This is a genomic window from Pareuzebyella sediminis (assembly GCF_008367235.1).
Taxonomy (GTDB): Bacteria; Bacteroidota; Bacteroidia; order Flavobacteriales; family Flavobacteriaceae; genus Pareuzebyella; species Pareuzebyella sediminis.
This window is the reverse complement of the sequence record NZ_VTZS01000001.1, coordinates 1,136,951-1,153,675: the sequence shown is the minus strand read 5'-3', so window position 1 is coordinate 1,153,675 and position 16,725 is coordinate 1,136,951. Positions and strand designations below refer to the sequence as shown.

The window sequence follows — 16,725 nt, the reverse complement described above, 5'->3', positions numbered from 1 at the left end:
AACGCATACCTCTAGAAGCGAAATTAATCTCATTTTATTCTAAATTACTATATGAAAATTACAAAACTAATTATCTTTTTTTTTGTTGTCCTAGGCTGTCATAGCCCCGTCCTATCCCAAGATCAACAAGGAACCACTAAAGATAGTACGTTGAAGAATTTAAAAATTTCCGCTTTTCCGGTAGCTTTTTATACACCGGAAACTGCTTTCGGTTTTGGAGGTTTGGGCATAGCCACTTTTTGGCTTAAAGATGAAGCCAGGGAAACTAGGCCTTCTTCAGTCCAGTTCGGTTTGAGCTATACGACCAAAGGGCAATTTCTGGTCTATGTGCCCTTTGAGTTTTATCGTGATAACGAGCGCTGGCGGCTTCTGGGCGAACTCGGATTTTACAAATACTATTATAATTTTTACGGCACGGGTATTGATGCTCCTGAAGAAAATGAAGAATCTTATGAAGTCACCTTTCCCAGGGTGCGATTATCACTGCTTCGTGAAATTATACCCAATTTTTCGGTAGGACTTGCCTATGAGTTCGACGGCTTTAGCAATCTTAAAATTGAAGAAGGGGGGACTTTGGAATCTTCCGATGTTGTAGGCAAGCGGGATGGTTCGGTTTCGAATATTGGCCTAAGCATAATTTACGATACAAGAGACAATATTTTTTTTCCAACCAAGGGATTCTATTTACAGGGCAAGGCTTTTACATCGTCAAAACTATTAGGGTCTTCCTTCACCTATTCCAAGTTCGAACTTGACAATCGGTTTTACCAGAAAGTCGGGAAGGATCAAGTTATTGCAACCAATCTCTTTTTAGGTAGTAGCAGCGAGGGAACTCCCTTTTATGATTTGTATTATTTAGGCTCTAAACGTACCCGGGGCATTAATAATCGGCGTTTTCAAGATAATACTGAACTTAGTTTTGCACTTGAATACCGATTTCCAATTGCTGGAAGGTTTGGCGGGGCAGTTTTTGGCGCTACAGGTACTGTGGCCCCTAATTTAGGCGAAACGTTTTCGACAACCTTTAAGAATACAGGAGGGGTAGGTCTACGATACATTCTAAATAAAAGAGACGGGGTCCGAATACGGGCCGACTTCGGAATGTCAAATGAAGGGGGACAATTCTATTTTACTATAAAAGAAGCATTTTGACGATAGTATAATCGTGGCAAAAGCCTGTTTTAGTGATGATTCTATGTATCAAAGTTCACTCCAGTTATTGAGATCTAAGGTCCAGTCGTAGTCTTTATAGGTAAGCGAAATATTTTCAGTGGTAGGGATTATCCCGTATTTTTTTAAGATTTCCTCAATGCCGCTTTCAAGGCCAAAATCTCCTCGAAACCAGCTGAACAGTGACGTTATTTTAGCCTCTCCGGTGGTTGGGTTAAAGGTTGAGGTCTTTTGTAAATAGTTTTTGGTGCTTTTCTCTAATTGTTTATCTAGCTTTTCGGGTTTGTAGATTGCTACGGGAGGACAATCTTGTGCCCCACAGTTTAATGCAAAATGTATTCGGTAATCATTTTCCTCAACCCGTAATTCGCGTTCAAATTTGTCAGGAAACCACTTACCGACCAAACCAAGACCCAACTTCCACTGAGATTTTCTAATAATACCATGTTCGATCTTGTCAAATGAAACCAATCGTCCTGCGATTGGAATCTGGTCCTTTTTGAAAAACGCGTCACGATCCTTGTACAATGAAGGCTGCTCCGTTAACTTTATTTGTATGTAGGCATTGTAGATATTGATCCAAAATGCTAGCTTTTGGTCATCGGTTTTCAAGGAATTTTGTAAGGTTTCAAGAGGGATAGTATAGAGTTTGGTCCTAAGTTGATTTGTCTGTTGCTTATTTTTGATACGCGTCAGCAACTCCTCGGAAAGATCGTTGAGGTTTTGTGAAGGGTTTATGAAGGTTTCAACGGATGCCACTTGATCTCTTTCGATGGTCAAAAATGCAAGGAGGGCGATTGCCGTTGTTAACATACATAGTTTTGAATAGGCCATATCGTTTATTTTGTGGCGTTACTACCCGTAGGCACGTCAATTCATTTGATAGGGTTTGGTCGTAATTTATGCCCAGACCTTTCTCTTCTTTAAATCAAGGCCTAGGTGGCGTAGTTCAACAGATTATAAATAGTAGAACCAAGTAGAAAGAATTTTGGTGAATCAGGTTAGTATAATCATTCCGGCACATAATGAAAAGGAGAATCTTACCAGATTACTTGCCATACTTGGAAATCTCCCTACATCTTGTCAGGTTGAAATTATAGTGGCCTTGTCCAAAGATAATAACGACGGTTCGGAAAACCTGGTGTCCATGGACAACATAAAATTTATCCGCTGTTTCGGTAAAGGAAGAGCGGTACAAATGAATACGGGGGTCTCCAAATCAAAAGGGAACGTTCTTGTCTTTTTGCACGCCGATGTACTGCCCCCGAATTCTTTTCTAATCGATATTATGGACACCCTAAAAGCGGGGTATGATGCAGGTTTTTTTTCGTATCGTTTTGATAAAGAAAATCCTTGGCTTAACATAAACGCCTCATTTACGGCAAGGGATGGTATTTTTACGGGCGGTGGAGACCAATGCCTTTTTATCAAAAGAAACGTTTTCAATGCATTGAAAACGTTTGACGAGAACCAGGTCATTATGGAAGACTTTGAGTTCTTTAAACGGATGAAGAAAGAGAGCGTCTCCTATAAAATCGTCAAAAGCGATTTAATCGTGTCCTCAAGAAAATACAATAACAACTCCTACTTAAGGGTGAACCTCTCTAACCTTCTTTTGATCATATTGTTTCGTTGCGGTTGCCCTTCAAAAAGATTAAAAGAACTGCACGATCGCTTGATAAGAGCGCCCCACGGTAACGATATAAGCAGTTTCAATAATTGACCGTTATTAAAAATCAACTTATACATGCCGGGCCTCGAAGGTAACCTCTTAAAATAATTGCTTACGGGGCGGAAGCTACGAAGACGATACCGCACCTAAGGTATACAGCTGTTCCAAATTCGGTGATGCACTTCCACCGGCGGGTTCAAGGGTAATCCCAAAGGCTTCCGATTCGTTGGGGTTGTTCAATACAAAGATTTTGTTATCGTCGGCAGTGAAATCATCCAAGAGACCTATACTCGTGGGGGTCAAAGGGTCTAATTTCAACGACCATACCTGATATACCATGCCGTCAGGTGGTTCGGGAAGCCCTTGGGCATCGATAAATACTTTGTCTTGTGTTTTGTTCCAATAGGCCTTCGCGTAGGAATTTGGGGATACCTCTTGTCCCCCTAAGGGAACCACCGAAATATTCTTATCGCGCAAATCGTTCAAAAGGGCTTCGGTACTCGCTAAAGAACTTCTTGCCTCGAAAATTTGTTCCTCCAATAGTTCTTTCTCTTTTTCTACCACTTGAAGATCTGTGTTCAATTGGGAGTTCTGCATGTAGAACCAGACCAGCCCTACGCCAAGTAATACGGCTGCCGCCCAACCCATGTATTGTGTCCAATTACTTTTTTCTTTGGGAAGCTGTATGACCGTCGGGTCTTTTCTTTCGCCGATACGTACCATAATATCATCGAATCCCTTCCTAGTGGCATACTTAGGAGTAACCGCTTGGCTTAGCTTGAGTATCGAAGATTCGATGGCAAGTATTTCCTCGAGTATCTCGGGATATTCCTTGGAATATTGAAATACTTCCATATTTTCCTCTTCCGTAAGCTTACCCGCCACGTAAAGTTCCAAAACCCCCGATGCTATGTATTTTTCAACGTCCATCACTTCACGATGTTTTCCCTCAGTTGGGAAATACAACTTCTATTTCTAGTTTTAACAGTTCCTAAAGGAATGTCCAGCTCTTTGGAAACTTCTTTTTGGGTGTACCCTTTAAAGTAAAGCATTTCAATAATCCGAAGACATTTTTCCTTTAGGTTCAGTAATAATTTTTTCAAAGCACTGCTATCGATACGCTCTTCATTGTCGTCGATGTGATCTGCTTTGTTCAATATACCTACGAAGTAATCTGCAGAGAGATTCTTTTTCTGGTTTTTATAGGATTTTGAGCGCACTTTATCGATGGCGGCATTGCGTGCAATATTCAATACCCAGGTAAAAAAACGCCCCTTAGATGCATTGTAACTATCGGAATTGTTCCAGACTTTAGTGAAGACATCTTGGGTAATTTCCTCTGCTAAACTTTTATTCCTTACAATAGTGTTGACTACACCACAGATATTTTCCCAGTACATTCCATAGAGTTGTTCAAAGGCGATGACATCCTTTTTTTGGAAACGTAACACTAAGGCGTCTAGATCCATAAAAAACAATTGCTGATTAAAGATAAAAAAACCACTGTAAAAGTGGTTTTTTTGTTTTTATGCGCTACTTAATTATTGAATAATTCCTGTACAGCTTACCCTTGCGCCGGCTGCGCCGCTTGGCTGTGAGGTGTAATCATCTTGTCCTTGATGTACAATAACGGCTTTTCCCATAATATTTTTGTTTTCATCATCGCAACCGATACACCATTCGTCGGTCGAAAAGTTGACGGTAGCATTACCATCTCCATCCGCCGTAAAATTACCGATATCTCCTTTATGATATCCTTCCGAAGCGCCCCATTTACCATGGGGTTGATTGGTAGGGTTCCAGTGACCACCGGCAGATGTACCGTCGTCGGCCGAACAATCGGCGGTTTGGTGAATGTGAATGGCATGCTCTCCTTCGGATAATCCGGAAAGTTCAGCCTTCATGCTAACTTCTCCATCTTCTTCGGTAAAAGTTACCTTACCGCTAACGTTGCTATCACTTTTAGGCTCCATCATAAACGTGATGGTTTTCTCCTCTTGATCATCCATCATGTCATTGGCCTTATTTTCCATTTCGTCCATAGATTCCTCCATGGCATCACCGGCCTTATCAGCTTCTTTTTTTACTTCCTTGCAATTGTAGGAACCGATCAATAACAGCCCTACTACCGCTAATTTTATCGTCTTCATGTTTTCAGTATTTTAATTTGACCTTAAAGGTACTAATTAATCTTTACGGACCTTGCTCATATAAAAATGATTTTAACAATATCGTAGCGCCTACATACCTGTTTAGGGCCGATTTTTTGACAGCAATATGAATGGGTTTTACGTACCTCATATTGATCAAATTAATGGCCTAAATATAAAATCGTTTGCGTCGGAAGAATCAATAACTAATTAAATTTAAGGGTCAGTAGGTACCCCAACCCTTGAATTGGAAAGTGGATATCAGGGGGGCGTTTGGCTACCGAATAGTCGACGTAAATCTGGATTATAAAAAACGCCCACTTGCAAACGGTTATATTTTGCCGTCGGAAAATGGTTTTTAAGATACCCTACTTGAATACTTAGGTTATCGGTTATCGATGCCCCTAAAGCTCCGTACAACCTATTCTGCCCAAAGACTTGGTTCTGAAGATTCAAAAAGATTTCATCATAGAAATTCAAAAAGAAAATGTGGTTAAGGGGTAGGGTAACCTGTAGGCGATAGCGGGCACGATGCTGGGTATCGCTAGCGTTTCCGAAATCGATAAAGCGCTGCTCCAGGCGGTATCGGTGTTCAAAAAGAAACTTACCTACCTTGTTTTTCAATATGAATTGTTCGAAAATACGATGTTCTTTAGAGTGAACCTCCTCTGGAAACTCTTCAAAAGTTCCATCGGTCACGATATACCCATAACCCATGGTCGCGATGGCGGTGGGATCGAGGTGATAGTTCAACCCGGTTCGTAGTAAAAGCTGATTGAAATTTTTCGCATGCTCATAATAGCGTAGCTGTCCTTCAGTATGAATGCTCAACTTTTCCGACACCTTGTTGGTGCCAAAGTACATGTGCCAAGTACCCCAGCTCCCTTCCCCGTTGTTTTGTGCCGACAGTGCGGTCGTTAAGAAAATGAAAGGTATAAGAAGTAAACGAATTATAAGCTGTAACGATCGTTCATCAAAAATCCTATTTTGCAAGTATGCTAACATCATGAAATTTGAGATAAAGGGAAGTTCAAACCCTTGGTTCCTACCAAGAATAATTCATAGAACGCCAAATATAGAAAACTTAAAACTAACGTGAAGGGCGCAAGAATTATTTATCACGTTTAAAAAGCAGGTAAGGTGGCCTTGGTGAGCATTGGGTTTATCTTATACCTGCTTAGGGTTCAAAACCTTCAGGTACTGCAATCGTTAATTTCCTTGGGTAAACCTCTACCTCAAAATCATTGACCTGCCCGATGTATTCCCCATCGATTTGAAGGGGTACTGGTTTTTTTGCCTTAATTCGGGCATATGTAGTACTCATACTTTCCGCGAACTCTTTATTGATTTCTTTTTGATCGGTCAGGGTTTTCAAAATTTCTTTTGGGTCAAGATGTTTGAATAGAATGATTTCAAATTTACCATCGTTCAGTTTACCCTTGGGATTGATGGTGGCACCTGTTCCGAACTGCCTTGCATTGGCAATGGCCAGTAAAATACCCTCTCCATGGTGGTTCTTGCCATTGGCCTCAACTTCGAATTCAAAGGGATAATCGGTTTGAAAAAGGGTTGGAACAGACTGCATAAGATAACCGATCTTTCCCCTAATATTTGATGTCTCATAATTTTTAATCAATTGGGCGTTTAATCCCAAATCTGCAATATGAAGGCAGTCTTTTCCGTCGACCTTTAAGCTGTCTATTTGAATGGTCGAACGACCCAACGCCACTTTCAACTGTTCATCGATACCATCAGGAAGATGCAGATTTTTGGCTAGGCCGTTGGCGGACCCGGATGGCAAAATGCCAAGGCACGGTGTCTCGTTACCTAAGCTTGACGCTACCATTTGAACCGTACCATCTCCGCCTGCAACAACCAGGCGTTCCGGCTTGTATTGACGAATTAGTTTTTTAATTTCTTTTTGATCTTCATGCCCCGATGTTTTGTAGACTACTGGTTCATATCCGTTTAAGGCTATAAACGTTTTAGTTTTTTCGATCAATCCTTTTTTATCGGATCGTCCTGAAATGGGATTAACTACGAACAGAATAGTTTTGGTATTCATCAGGCCATTATTTTACCGTAAAATTAAGTATTTTGTCTCGAGTTCTACTTAACAAGTGAGCCTAATGAAGTTAGATATTAAATTGTACAGGGGGTACGTAAATGATCAAGAATTGATTGTATTCGGACACGTTTTCGAATCCTGGTCTCCTGATAGGTATAGAATTGACCGGAAAGGCATTAAACATGCCCTTTCCATATTCCGAATGTTCACGATTGATCCTCTGGCCAATATCGATGTCCATCTTGAATTCGGAGACTTAAAGGTACGTACCAAAACACTTTCCGATGGATACTTTAGATTTACGGTGCCTTATGATGATTTCTTGGAGAGTGGCTGGCATACCTATACTATTTTATGCCGATATGGGGATTTTAATTTGGTGGCCAAGGGTGAGTTATTGAAGCCATACAAGGGAAAGCTCGGTATTATTTCAGATATCGATGATACCTTCTTGATTTCCCATAGTAATAATTTCTTTAAAAAGATTTATGTCTTACTTTCGAAAAACATCAACAAACGGCAGATTTTCGATGATGTGGTGGCACACTATCAAGCTTTGAGCCTAACCGGCCAAAATATGGAAGGATCATCAAATTCTTTTTTTTATGTGTCAAGCAGCGAATGGAACTTATATCCTTTTATAGCGGAGTTTGCGACGCTTCACCATCTTCCTAAAGCAATTATAAAACTGAAAAAGATAAAAACGGGCATCGCCGATTTTTTATTTACAGGAAAAGGAAGCCATGATCACAAATTCGAAAAGATAAAAGATATCATTGCATTCTATCCTAATCTCAATTATGTGCTCTTAGGAGACGATTCCCAAAAGGATCCGTTTCTTTATGAACGCGTTTGCAAAGTGTTTCCGATGAATATCAAAGCGGTGTACATTCGCCTCACCACAAAACACAAGAAGGACAAGGTCGTGAAAGTCCTGAAAAATATAGAGAGCCTTTCTGTTAAAACACTATATTTTAAAGATAGTCTTGATGCCATAGCCCACTCTAAGGCGAACGGAATCATCGAAGAAACTAGTAATTAGTTTTCCTTTGCCTTTTTGGCAATTAATGTAAGCTTTTCGTCTATCTTTTCCCTTGGCAACCATTGGCCTCGTACCATGACACCCCAAGGATTTTGTAAGGCATCTAAGTTTTCTAGGGGATTTTCCCTTAGCAGCATAAAATCGGCAGAAAACCCTTCCTTGATTTCCCCAAATTCATCTTCCATAGAAAAAAAATGGGCGGGGTTTATGGTACCTGATTGTATAATTTCCAATGGGCTAAGGCCCGAGCGTTCCATACCGTCAATTTCATGATGAATGGAAAATCCGGGTACATTGAAAAGCTGTGGGGCATCAGATCCCAAGAGTATACCATGCCCTTCTTCTTGAAGTGATTTGATGAGTTGCCGGCGAATACTATCAAACTGTCGCCATTGCGATTCGCTGAAACCGGTATGGGTTGAAGTAGAGGCGTCTTTTCGTTCTTTCCAATCTTCGAGCGTAGTTTTCGACATGTATTTCATTTCCGGTTGCTTCAAAAGTTCATCGGACGAAATGGGGGCAAACCATCGTTCGAAAAGACTTTGGGTAGGTACGATCCATACCTGGTTCGATTTAGACATTTGAACGAGTTCATCGATTTTTTCCGAATCGGCCAATGGGGTAAAATTAAAGCCGAAAAATCCATTTTCGGCCGGTTTGACATTTGCGGATGGAGGGACTAATCCCTCCAAGAACCCATCTACATGATCTATAGACGCATACTTGCTCTTCAAAGCATGCCGTATACCCACATCGACGGGTACGTGGCCCGCAAAAGGGATATCGACCTCATTGGCCGTTTGAACGATTTGATCAAAAACTTCCAACGTAACGCCAGGGTGGATTTTCAGAAAATCGTATCCTTCATCTTTGTACTTCCTTATTTTAGAGTCTGCTTCTTGTACCGTTTTTACCGTATTGCCGTTGAGGGAGGGACTCGAGGTGAAAATACGGGGGCTCAAGATGGTATTGTTCGACGCTTTTTCACGAAGTATCAGATGCGACGGGTCTCCTAGCATGCCGCGAATAGTGGTTATACCATTTGATAGATAAAGGAACAAAATGTCTTCGATACGCTCTTGGTCTACCGAGGGAGGTGGGATATGCGCATGCATTTCGGCCAGACCCGGCATAAGATACTTTCCTTCGGCGTCGATGTGTTGAGCGTACAACGCTACATTTTCTACACGCTCCTTTATATGCTGTATCCTTCCCGAGTCGATGACGACTTGTTTATTCTTTATTAGTTTTCCAGATCGGACATCAATAATAGAGGCATTAGATATCAAGAGGGCTGTGGGACTTACTTTTTCCTGATTTTGGTTGCAGGCCGCGATAAACAATGCGCTAAAAAAATATATTGCTTTTTTCATGAGTACGGTTTAACTATGTTACAGTCCTATTTTTTTCATAACCTCTACATCGTTTCAGTACTTTGTTGACATGCTCCTCTGAAAATTACTGATGCGTTCCTAGCGCGCAGCTGCATTTCGGTAGCATAAAGCTTTGGGTAGCTTCGTGCCAAGGAAAGGCTGCATTGTAGCGATTGTTTTCCCACCAAAATTTACTACGTTCTTTTGGATGATTGCCGATTTCGTTCATCGTATCGGTATCGTAAATACGGCCATTGACAACGGTGTAACGCACCGTCTGTGAGTTATGGATATCTTCTAACGGGTTTTTATCGAGCACGATGAGGTCGGCTAGTTTCCCCTCTTTTAAAGAGCCTATCTCGTCACCCGCTCCGATATATTCGGCGCTATTTAAGGTTGCCGCTTTTAGGGCCTCCATATTGGTCATTCCCCCTTGATGAAGCATCCAAAGCTCCCAATGTGCACCAAGCCCCTGAAGCTGACCGTGTGCGCCAAGGTTCACTTTAACACCCTCGTCGCTCAATTCCTTCGTGGTCTTGGAAACGAGAATATGTCCGTTTTCATATTCTTCCATAGGTACCATGGTGCGGTGTCTCGAACGCGCATCAACAATGGCTCTAGGGGTATACTTAAGAAGTTTTTCATTTTCCCACACCTTATCTTTTTGATAGAAATAATATTCGCCGTTCATTCCTCCATAATTCACTATAAGGGTGGGGGTATAGCCCGTTGTACTGGTTTTCCAAAGCTCTTTAACATCTTTGTAAACAGGAGCTACGGGTATATTATGCTCGATACCGGTATGCCCGTCCATAATCATCGACATATTGGTAAAGAAAGTAGACCCTCCTTCAGGAACGACGTTCATTTGCATTTCACGGGCGGCCTGCAATATTTGCTGACGTTGTTCACGTCGGGGTTGATTATAGCTCTTTACCGATTTGGCTCCGAAGGCTTTGGTTCTTCGGATGGAAGAGCGTGCGTCATCTAAATCATTGATGACCGCTTTGAAATCGCCGTCCGCCCCATAGAGTATAAAACCGGTCGAGTACAGACGTGGTCCTACCATCTTCCCGCTTTTTATGAGCTCGGAAAGGGTAAAAATGGTCTCCGTATTGGCGGAAGGATCATGCGCCGTTGTCACGCCAAAGGCTAAGTTGGCATAAAGCGGCCAATGTTTTTGGGTGGTCAAGCCATTGCGAAATCCGCCTACATGTGCATGGGCATCAACAATACCTGGCATAATGGTCTTGCCGCTCACATCGAAGACCTTGAGGTCATTAGCAAGTTTTACTTCGGATGACGTGCCTATTTTTTCGATACGATTACCTTTAATTACCAGGGTGCCCTTCTCGATGACTTTCTCGCCCTCCATAGTAATTATTCTCGCATTGGTAAAGGCAATGCTTCCTTTGGGCACATCACTTTTTGTGCGTAACCCAATTTTGAGCCCAACGGAATCAGGCTTGGAAACCTTATCGGGAGAACCGGGAAGAAAGGTAAATCGATTGCTAATATCACTGGCAAAATATTGGTCTCCAAGGGTCCAAAATACTTTATTGCTATCTTTTGACCAATGGAGATTGATGCCGGCATCTTTTGATATTTGGGAAACGGGAATCGCTTTGGTCTTATTATCTAAATCAACTTCCCTGCCGTTCAGCACCAAGGGAGCAATATAAGCTTTGTGAAGGATAGTAAAAGCAATCCATTGATTGTCAGGGCTTGGCACCAATCGATTCGCATATTTCGATTTGATATGCGTTCTTTCGTCCTTGCCATTAAGGTCGACCGAGACCAAGGTTTTTGTAAGATCCCCAAAATAAGTGCCGCCGGTTTGATAGAATATGCGTTGCCCATCCTTTGAAAAGACGGGATATGCCCCATTTTCAGATACTATCTTTTTATTTTTTCCATCAGCGGACATGATATAGATTCCGGCCTTTTTAGTGAAAGATCGACCTTGGTCGTTGTTCCCCTCTTCTTTGCGGTAGGTTATTGAACTATTTGATGGGGAGAATGACGGTGTTCTGTAGATACCTTTTTCCGAGGTCAGTTTGGTCGGTATACCCCCAGAAACCGGAACGGTCTGAATAGCCCCTAATTGCTCGTCATTCCAACTTACATAGACAATATGCTTTCCATCGCTTGAGAAACTGGGCTCGAATTCAAAATCATTAGAGTTCGTTAGCCGCTTTGGTCGACCGTTGGGAAGTTTTTTTGTCCATAGACTTCCAAGTGCACTGAAAGCCAAATGTGCCCCATCGGGTGAGGTCACTGCATCGCGAATAACTTTTGCATCAAATTCCTCAGGAGCGACCGGGCTATCGAAATGCAGTGCCTCGGCAATTTTGATTTTTGCATTTACGGTAAAGGGTATGGGTTTGACTTCTAAACTATTGATATCGATTCGATGTATTTTTCCTCCCGACCAAAAGACAAGTTCTTCATTATTGGGCAACCAACTAAAGTTTGGATATACCCCGAATATTGCCCATGTCTCTTGTTGGTCTTTGTTTAATTGGTCATACAGGGGCCATTCTTCACCTGTTTCAAGGTCATGAAGATAGAGCACCGTTCGGGTACGTACCCGCTTGACAAAGGCTAATTTTTTACCATCCGGTGAAATTTGTGGTCGTGCCGCACCCCCGGGTCCTCCGGTAACCACCTCTGTTTTGCCATTTTCTAAATTGTACCGCTTTATCACATAGATCTGTTTATTGGGGTCTTTGTTGTACTGAAACGACCCTCCGGGATACACATCTTCACTATAGTATAGATATGTACCGTCAGGAGATATATTGGGTTCGTTGACATCTTGCTGGTCATTTTTTCTTTGGGTCAATTGTAATCCGCTTCCCCCTGAAACGTGATATTGCCACATTTCTCCAGCACCCAAAGAACGACCGGAGGTAAAATGTTTGCGCGCCACCAGAAAGTTGCCATCGGGCATCCATGTCGCATTGTTGAGCAATCGAAAATCTTCCTCGGTAACTTGTTTGGCATGGCTACCATCACTGTCCATAATCCAGATATTATCACCTCCCCCGGCATCGCTGGTAAACGAAATCTGTTTACCGTCTGGGCTAAAACGAGGTTGTACTTCGAAGGGAATTCCCGTCCTCAGCGGTTTGGCGGTGCCTCCTGTGATAGGCAAACTGTAAATATCACCAAGCAAGTCGAAAACGATTGTTTTACCATCGGCACTTACATCAAGGTTCATCCAAGTACCTTCATCGGTTGTAAAGTCATGTTGTTTATAATTAAAATTTCCTTTTGGGGCCGATACGTCCCATTTCGTTTCTCCCTCTTTTTTTTCCGACTTTTCTTGAGCTGAAAATGAGACCGTGATTAATAGTGTAACTAAGGGAATAAATTTTTGCATAGTTGGGTTTGAACGTATTGATGCATAAAATTAAGGTATTGTGGATTGCCCGACAGCAAAACTTAAAAAAGTTTAGGCTCTTGACTTCAAACCCTTCGCACAGCTTTTAATGATTTCAGCAACTCTTCTTTTCCGGGTTTCGGCCCTTTTGGCTTGATTGAGCCAATAGAGATAGCTTTTTCGTTGGCCCTTGGTCAAACTTTTGTAGTTCTCCAAAGCTTTGGGATGGTGATCAAATGCTTCTTGTAGGTCTTCGGGAACGATACCCTTCTCCACGTCGTCCAAGGCTGTCCAAGAACCGTTGCTTTTCGCGGTTTCAATGGCCGCCAAACCACTTTTATGCATTACGCCTTCGTCGATGAGCTCTTTTACATGATCTTTATTGATTTTGCTCCAAGAACTTTTTGCTTTGCGCTGGCAAAAGTACTGTCGTCTTTTCCCATCACCAAGACTCTTAACCGTACTATCGATCCATCCATAGCACAACGCGACACGAACAGCTTCTTCCCATCTCATACTGGGAATGGCATGATCAACTTTATAAAAAATGAGATAGATTCCGATTTCCCGAGTATGGTTATTGTGTAACCAATTACGCCATTCATTATCATTTTCGAAATAGAATGTCTCTATTTGGGCCATGTCCAAAATAAAATATGTCTTTTACTCTTAAAAATACAGTTTTTCGATTAATGAACTTGTAAAAATTAAATTCTAATGATTAGTTTTGCAGATTGTTTCATCGAGAGACAATAAAAAATAGAATTAGCTATGAGGAATTTTTTTTTGGTGCTACCAATAATGCTTGGTTTGGTATTGTCGAGCTGTAATAATAAAAGAGAAGGCCAACCTAGGGTTTTGGTATTCTCTAAAACAGCCGGTTATACACATGCTTCGATTCCGGCCGGTAATGCGGCTATACAAAAATTAGGGGAGGACAACGGATTTGCGGTAGACACCACAAAGAACGCCGATCTTTTCACCGAAGATAATCTCAACAAGTATTCCGCCATAGTTTTTTTGAGTACCACTTTAAATGTGTTGAACGCAAAACAAGAAGCGGCCTTTGAAAGATATATTCAGGCCGGGGGAGGCTTTGTGGGTATTCATGCGGCAGCAGATACCGAGTATGATTGGGGCTGGTATACCAAGTTAGTAGGTGCTCAGTTTCAAAGTCATCCTTCGGGTACTCCGGAGGCCGATTATCTCATAAAAGATAAAAATTTTAAAGCTACTGCCCATTTCACCGATTCTGTATGGCACAGACCCGATGAAATCTATAATTATGTGAAAATTAACCCTGATGTAAATGTGGTCATGACCGTAGACGAGTCAAGTTATGACGGCGGTACGAACGGAGATTTTCACCCTTTTGCCTGGTACCATGAGTATGATGGTGGAAGGGCCTTTTACACCGGGGCGGGGCATACTGACGAGAGTTATTCGGACCCCATGTTCCTTAAACATATTTTGGGAGGTATTGAATATGCCATTGGTGATAATTTAAATTTGGACTATGGCAAGGCAACGACTCAAATTCCGCCTGATACCAATCGTTTTTCAAAAGTTCAGTTGGTGGGTGGTGAATTTTTTGAGCCAACAGAAATGACGGTTCTGCCTAACAACGATGTACTTATTGCCCAACGACGGGGAGAGATTATGCGATATAATGCAACGACCGAAGCATTGGAGCAAGTGGCCCTTCTCGATGTCTATTTCAAAACGTTGAACACGCCCGGAGTTAATGCCGAAGAGGGCGTCATGGGGCTTCAGAAAGATCCCAATTATGCTACGAACCATTGGATTTATGTCTACTATGCGCCTTCCGGTGATGAATGGGTAAATCGTTTATCAAGGTTCAAATACGCCGATGGGAATTTTGATCTGGCTTCCGAACAGGTTATTTTAGATGTGGATAGTCAGCGTGAAATATGCTGTCATACCGGAGGGTCTATTGCTTTTGACCGTGATAACTTACTCTATCTTTCTACTGGTGATAATTCCACTCCTTTTAACGAAAAAGGTGAGAAATATGTGAATAATGGCTATGCTCCACTGAACGATGCACCAGGTCATGAGCAGTTCGATGCCAGAAGATCCTCAGGAAACACCAATGATCTTCGAGGGAAAATACTTCGCATCAAGGTGAACGAAGATGGAAGTTACGAGATACCAAAGGGTAATCTTTTTCCAGAGGGGACCGACAAAACACGGCCTGAAATTTACACGATGGGCCACCGAAATCCTTACCGAATTTCCGTTGACCCTAAAAAAGGGTATTTATTTTGGGGAGAGGTCGGCCCCGATGCCCGTGCCGATTCTGTAGACACCCGTGGATATAAGGGTTATGACGAGATGAACCTTGCACTAAAAGCCGGTAATTATGGTTGGCCTATGTTTATCGGTAATAGCAAACCGTACCGTAAGTATGATTACGAAACGGGAGAATCAAAAAGGGCATTTGATCCCCAAAAACCGATAAACGATTCTAGAAACAATACTGGACTACGGGAACTGCCTCCTGTAGTAGATCCTTATATCTATTATCCTTATGATGAAACAAAACTATTTCCCCAAGTAGGAACGGGTAGCCGAAACGCTATGGCAGGCCCCACGTATTATTCCGACTTGTATCCTGATGGCGGCGGACTCCCTTCATACTATGATGGAAAAACTATTATCTATGAATGGATGCGCGGTTGGATGATGGCCGTGAGTTTATTCGAAGATGGCAGCTTCAACAAAATGGAGCCTTTTGCCGCCGATATCGAACTGAATAATTTGATAGATATGGAAATGGGCCCCGATGGAAAAGTTTATCTGTTGGAATACGGAAGTGGCTGGTTCACCCAAAATGATGATTCTGGCTTGGGCTATATCGAATACAATGGTGGAAATAGGCCTCCCTTTATCGATAGTTTTGAAGTCGATAAAGACTCTGGTAAATTACCTCTTTCCGTAACGGCAAAGGTAGATGCTAAAGATCTAGAGGGAGATTCGGTAACCTATCTCTGGGATTTTGGGAATGGGGAATCAAAAGAAACATCAGAACCTGAAATTACCTATTCATATGCCGATGCCGGAGAATACAAAATTTCAGTAGCGGCCAAGGATGAACAAGGTGCTTCTACAACGAGCAATGCCCTTACTGTTATCGCTGGTAATTCCAGACCCATTCTTTCCATTGATTTAATTGGGGAGAGTTCTTCTTTCTTTAAGAAAGGAAGTCCTGTAACCTATAAAGTTTCCGTCACAGATCCTGATGGTAACGAAACTATCGATGTCAAAAATGTCTTTGTATCCGTTGACTATTTAGAGAGTTCCGATGAGGTAAATAAATCAATGGGACATCAGCAAGTATCGGCCGCGGTCACCGGAAAGGCGCTGACCCAAGGCATGGATTGTAAGACATGCCATAAAGAATCAGGAGCTTCCATCGGACCCGCTTACATCGAGGTCGCCAAAAAGTACAAGGGGAAACGTGGTGCTATGGCCTATTTGCAGAAAAAAATTACCTTGGGAGGTAATGGCGTATGGGGTGATGTGACCATGCCTGCACATCCAAATGTTACAAGTGATGAAACCAGACAGATAGCTTCTTATATCCAATCGTTGGCTTCGGACGGGGAAGTGCAGAAGTCTTTACCTTTGGAAGGGACTATCATGCCTCAACCTACTTCAGACGACAATGTTATGGTACTTACGGCCAGTTATACTGACCAAGGTTTGAATGGGGTACGGCCATTGACCGGTGTCACATCGACCGTTTTACGCGGAAATGCGGCTGATAAGTAATGGATGGTTTTTCACCTGTTCCATCTAGATATCGGAGGTTTCTTATTTTCGCTCCCTGATGAAAGCTCGT

General features: G+C 42.1%; 13 protein-coding genes. 4 read left to right on the top strand and 9 right to left on the bottom strand.

The window, feature by feature from the left end; all coding sequences use genetic code 11:
• Positions 1-51: 51 nt before the first annotated feature.
• The gene (locus F2B13_RS04855; RefSeq protein ID WP_149303414.1) at positions 52-1,152 is read left to right on the top strand and encodes a BamA/TamA family outer membrane protein; all 1,101 of its coding nucleotides are present in this window, start codon (positions 52-54) and stop codon (positions 1,150-1,152) included.
• A 48-nt stretch (positions 1,153-1,200) separates the two neighbouring features.
• Here F2B13_RS04855 and F2B13_RS04850 read toward each other — a convergent pair whose 3' ends face one another.
• Complete coding sequence (locus tag F2B13_RS04850) at positions 1,201-2,004, bottom strand: DUF547 domain-containing protein (RefSeq protein ID WP_232625191.1); 804 nt, start codon at positions 2,002-2,004, stop codon at positions 1,201-1,203.
• Positions 2,005-2,161: 157 nt separating this feature from the next.
• Between F2B13_RS04850 and F2B13_RS04845 the strand changes: the two genes are divergently transcribed.
• Positions 2,162-2,893, top strand: coding sequence for a TIGR04283 family arsenosugar biosynthesis glycosyltransferase (locus F2B13_RS04845; RefSeq protein ID WP_149303412.1), 732 nt, complete (start codon positions 2,162-2,164; stop codon positions 2,891-2,893).
• 75 nt (positions 2,894-2,968) lie between these two features.
• Here the strand turns inward: F2B13_RS04845 and F2B13_RS04840 are convergent, their stop codons facing one another.
• The 5 genes from F2B13_RS04840 to F2B13_RS04820 all read right to left on the bottom strand — a co-directional run bounded on the left by F2B13_RS04840 (position 2,969) and on the right by F2B13_RS04820 (position 7,057).
• Positions 2,969-3,772 (bottom strand): anti-sigma factor, encoded by an 804-nt coding sequence (locus F2B13_RS04840; RefSeq protein ID WP_149303410.1) that lies wholly within the window; start codon positions 3,770-3,772, stop codon positions 2,969-2,971.
• Positions 3,772-4,311, bottom strand: coding sequence for an RNA polymerase sigma factor (locus F2B13_RS04835; protein ID WP_149276146.1), 540 nt, complete (start codon positions 4,309-4,311; stop codon positions 3,772-3,774). The genes F2B13_RS04840 and F2B13_RS04835 overlap by 1 nt, the downstream gene beginning before the upstream one ends.
• A gap of 72 nt (positions 4,312-4,383) precedes the next feature.
• Positions 4,384-4,992 (bottom strand): superoxide dismutase family protein, encoded by a 609-nt coding sequence (locus tag F2B13_RS04830; RefSeq protein ID WP_149276145.1) that lies wholly within the window; start codon positions 4,990-4,992, stop codon positions 4,384-4,386.
• Positions 4,993-5,253: 261 nt separating this feature from the next.
• On the bottom strand, positions 5,254-6,000 hold the full coding sequence (locus F2B13_RS04825) for a DUF2490 domain-containing protein (protein ID WP_232623006.1): 747 nt from the start codon (positions 5,998-6,000) through the stop codon (positions 5,254-5,256).
• A 169-nt stretch (positions 6,001-6,169) separates the two neighbouring features.
• The gene (locus F2B13_RS04820) at positions 6,170-7,057 is read right to left on the bottom strand and encodes a diacylglycerol/lipid kinase family protein (RefSeq protein WP_149276144.1); all 888 of its coding nucleotides are present in this window, start codon (positions 7,055-7,057) and stop codon (positions 6,170-6,172) included.
• 64 nt (positions 7,058-7,121) lie between these two features.
• Between F2B13_RS04820 and F2B13_RS04815 the strand changes: the two genes are divergently transcribed.
• Positions 7,122-8,102 (top strand): App1 family protein, encoded by a 981-nt coding sequence (locus F2B13_RS04815; protein ID WP_149276143.1) that lies wholly within the window; start codon positions 7,122-7,124, stop codon positions 8,100-8,102.
• Here the strand turns inward: F2B13_RS04815 and F2B13_RS04810 are convergent.
• The 3 genes from F2B13_RS04810 to F2B13_RS04800 all read right to left on the bottom strand — a co-directional run bounded on the left by F2B13_RS04810 (position 8,099) and on the right by F2B13_RS04800 (position 13,502).
• Positions 8,099-9,475 (bottom strand): amidohydrolase family protein, encoded by a 1,377-nt coding sequence (locus F2B13_RS04810; protein ID WP_149276142.1) that lies wholly within the window; start codon positions 9,473-9,475, stop codon positions 8,099-8,101. The two genes, F2B13_RS04815 and F2B13_RS04810, sit on opposite strands and share 4 nt — an antisense overlap.
• Before the next feature lie 85 nt (positions 9,476-9,560).
• Positions 9,561-12,860: an amidohydrolase family protein gene (locus F2B13_RS04805; RefSeq protein ID WP_149276141.1), complete on the bottom strand. Its 3,300-nt coding sequence runs from the start codon at positions 12,858-12,860 to the stop codon at positions 9,561-9,563.
• Positions 12,861-12,932: 72 nt separating this feature from the next.
• On the bottom strand, positions 12,933-13,502 hold the full coding sequence (locus F2B13_RS04800; protein WP_149276140.1) for a YdeI/OmpD-associated family protein: 570 nt from the start codon (positions 13,500-13,502) through the stop codon (positions 12,933-12,935).
• A gap of 129 nt (positions 13,503-13,631) precedes the next feature.
• On the opposite strand from F2B13_RS04800, the gene F2B13_RS04795 reads away from it, so the two are divergent.
• Positions 13,632-16,655, top strand: a complete 3,024-nt coding sequence (locus F2B13_RS04795; protein WP_149276139.1) for a ThuA domain-containing protein — start codon at positions 13,632-13,634, stop codon at positions 16,653-16,655.
• Positions 16,656-16,725 lie beyond the last annotated feature (70 nt).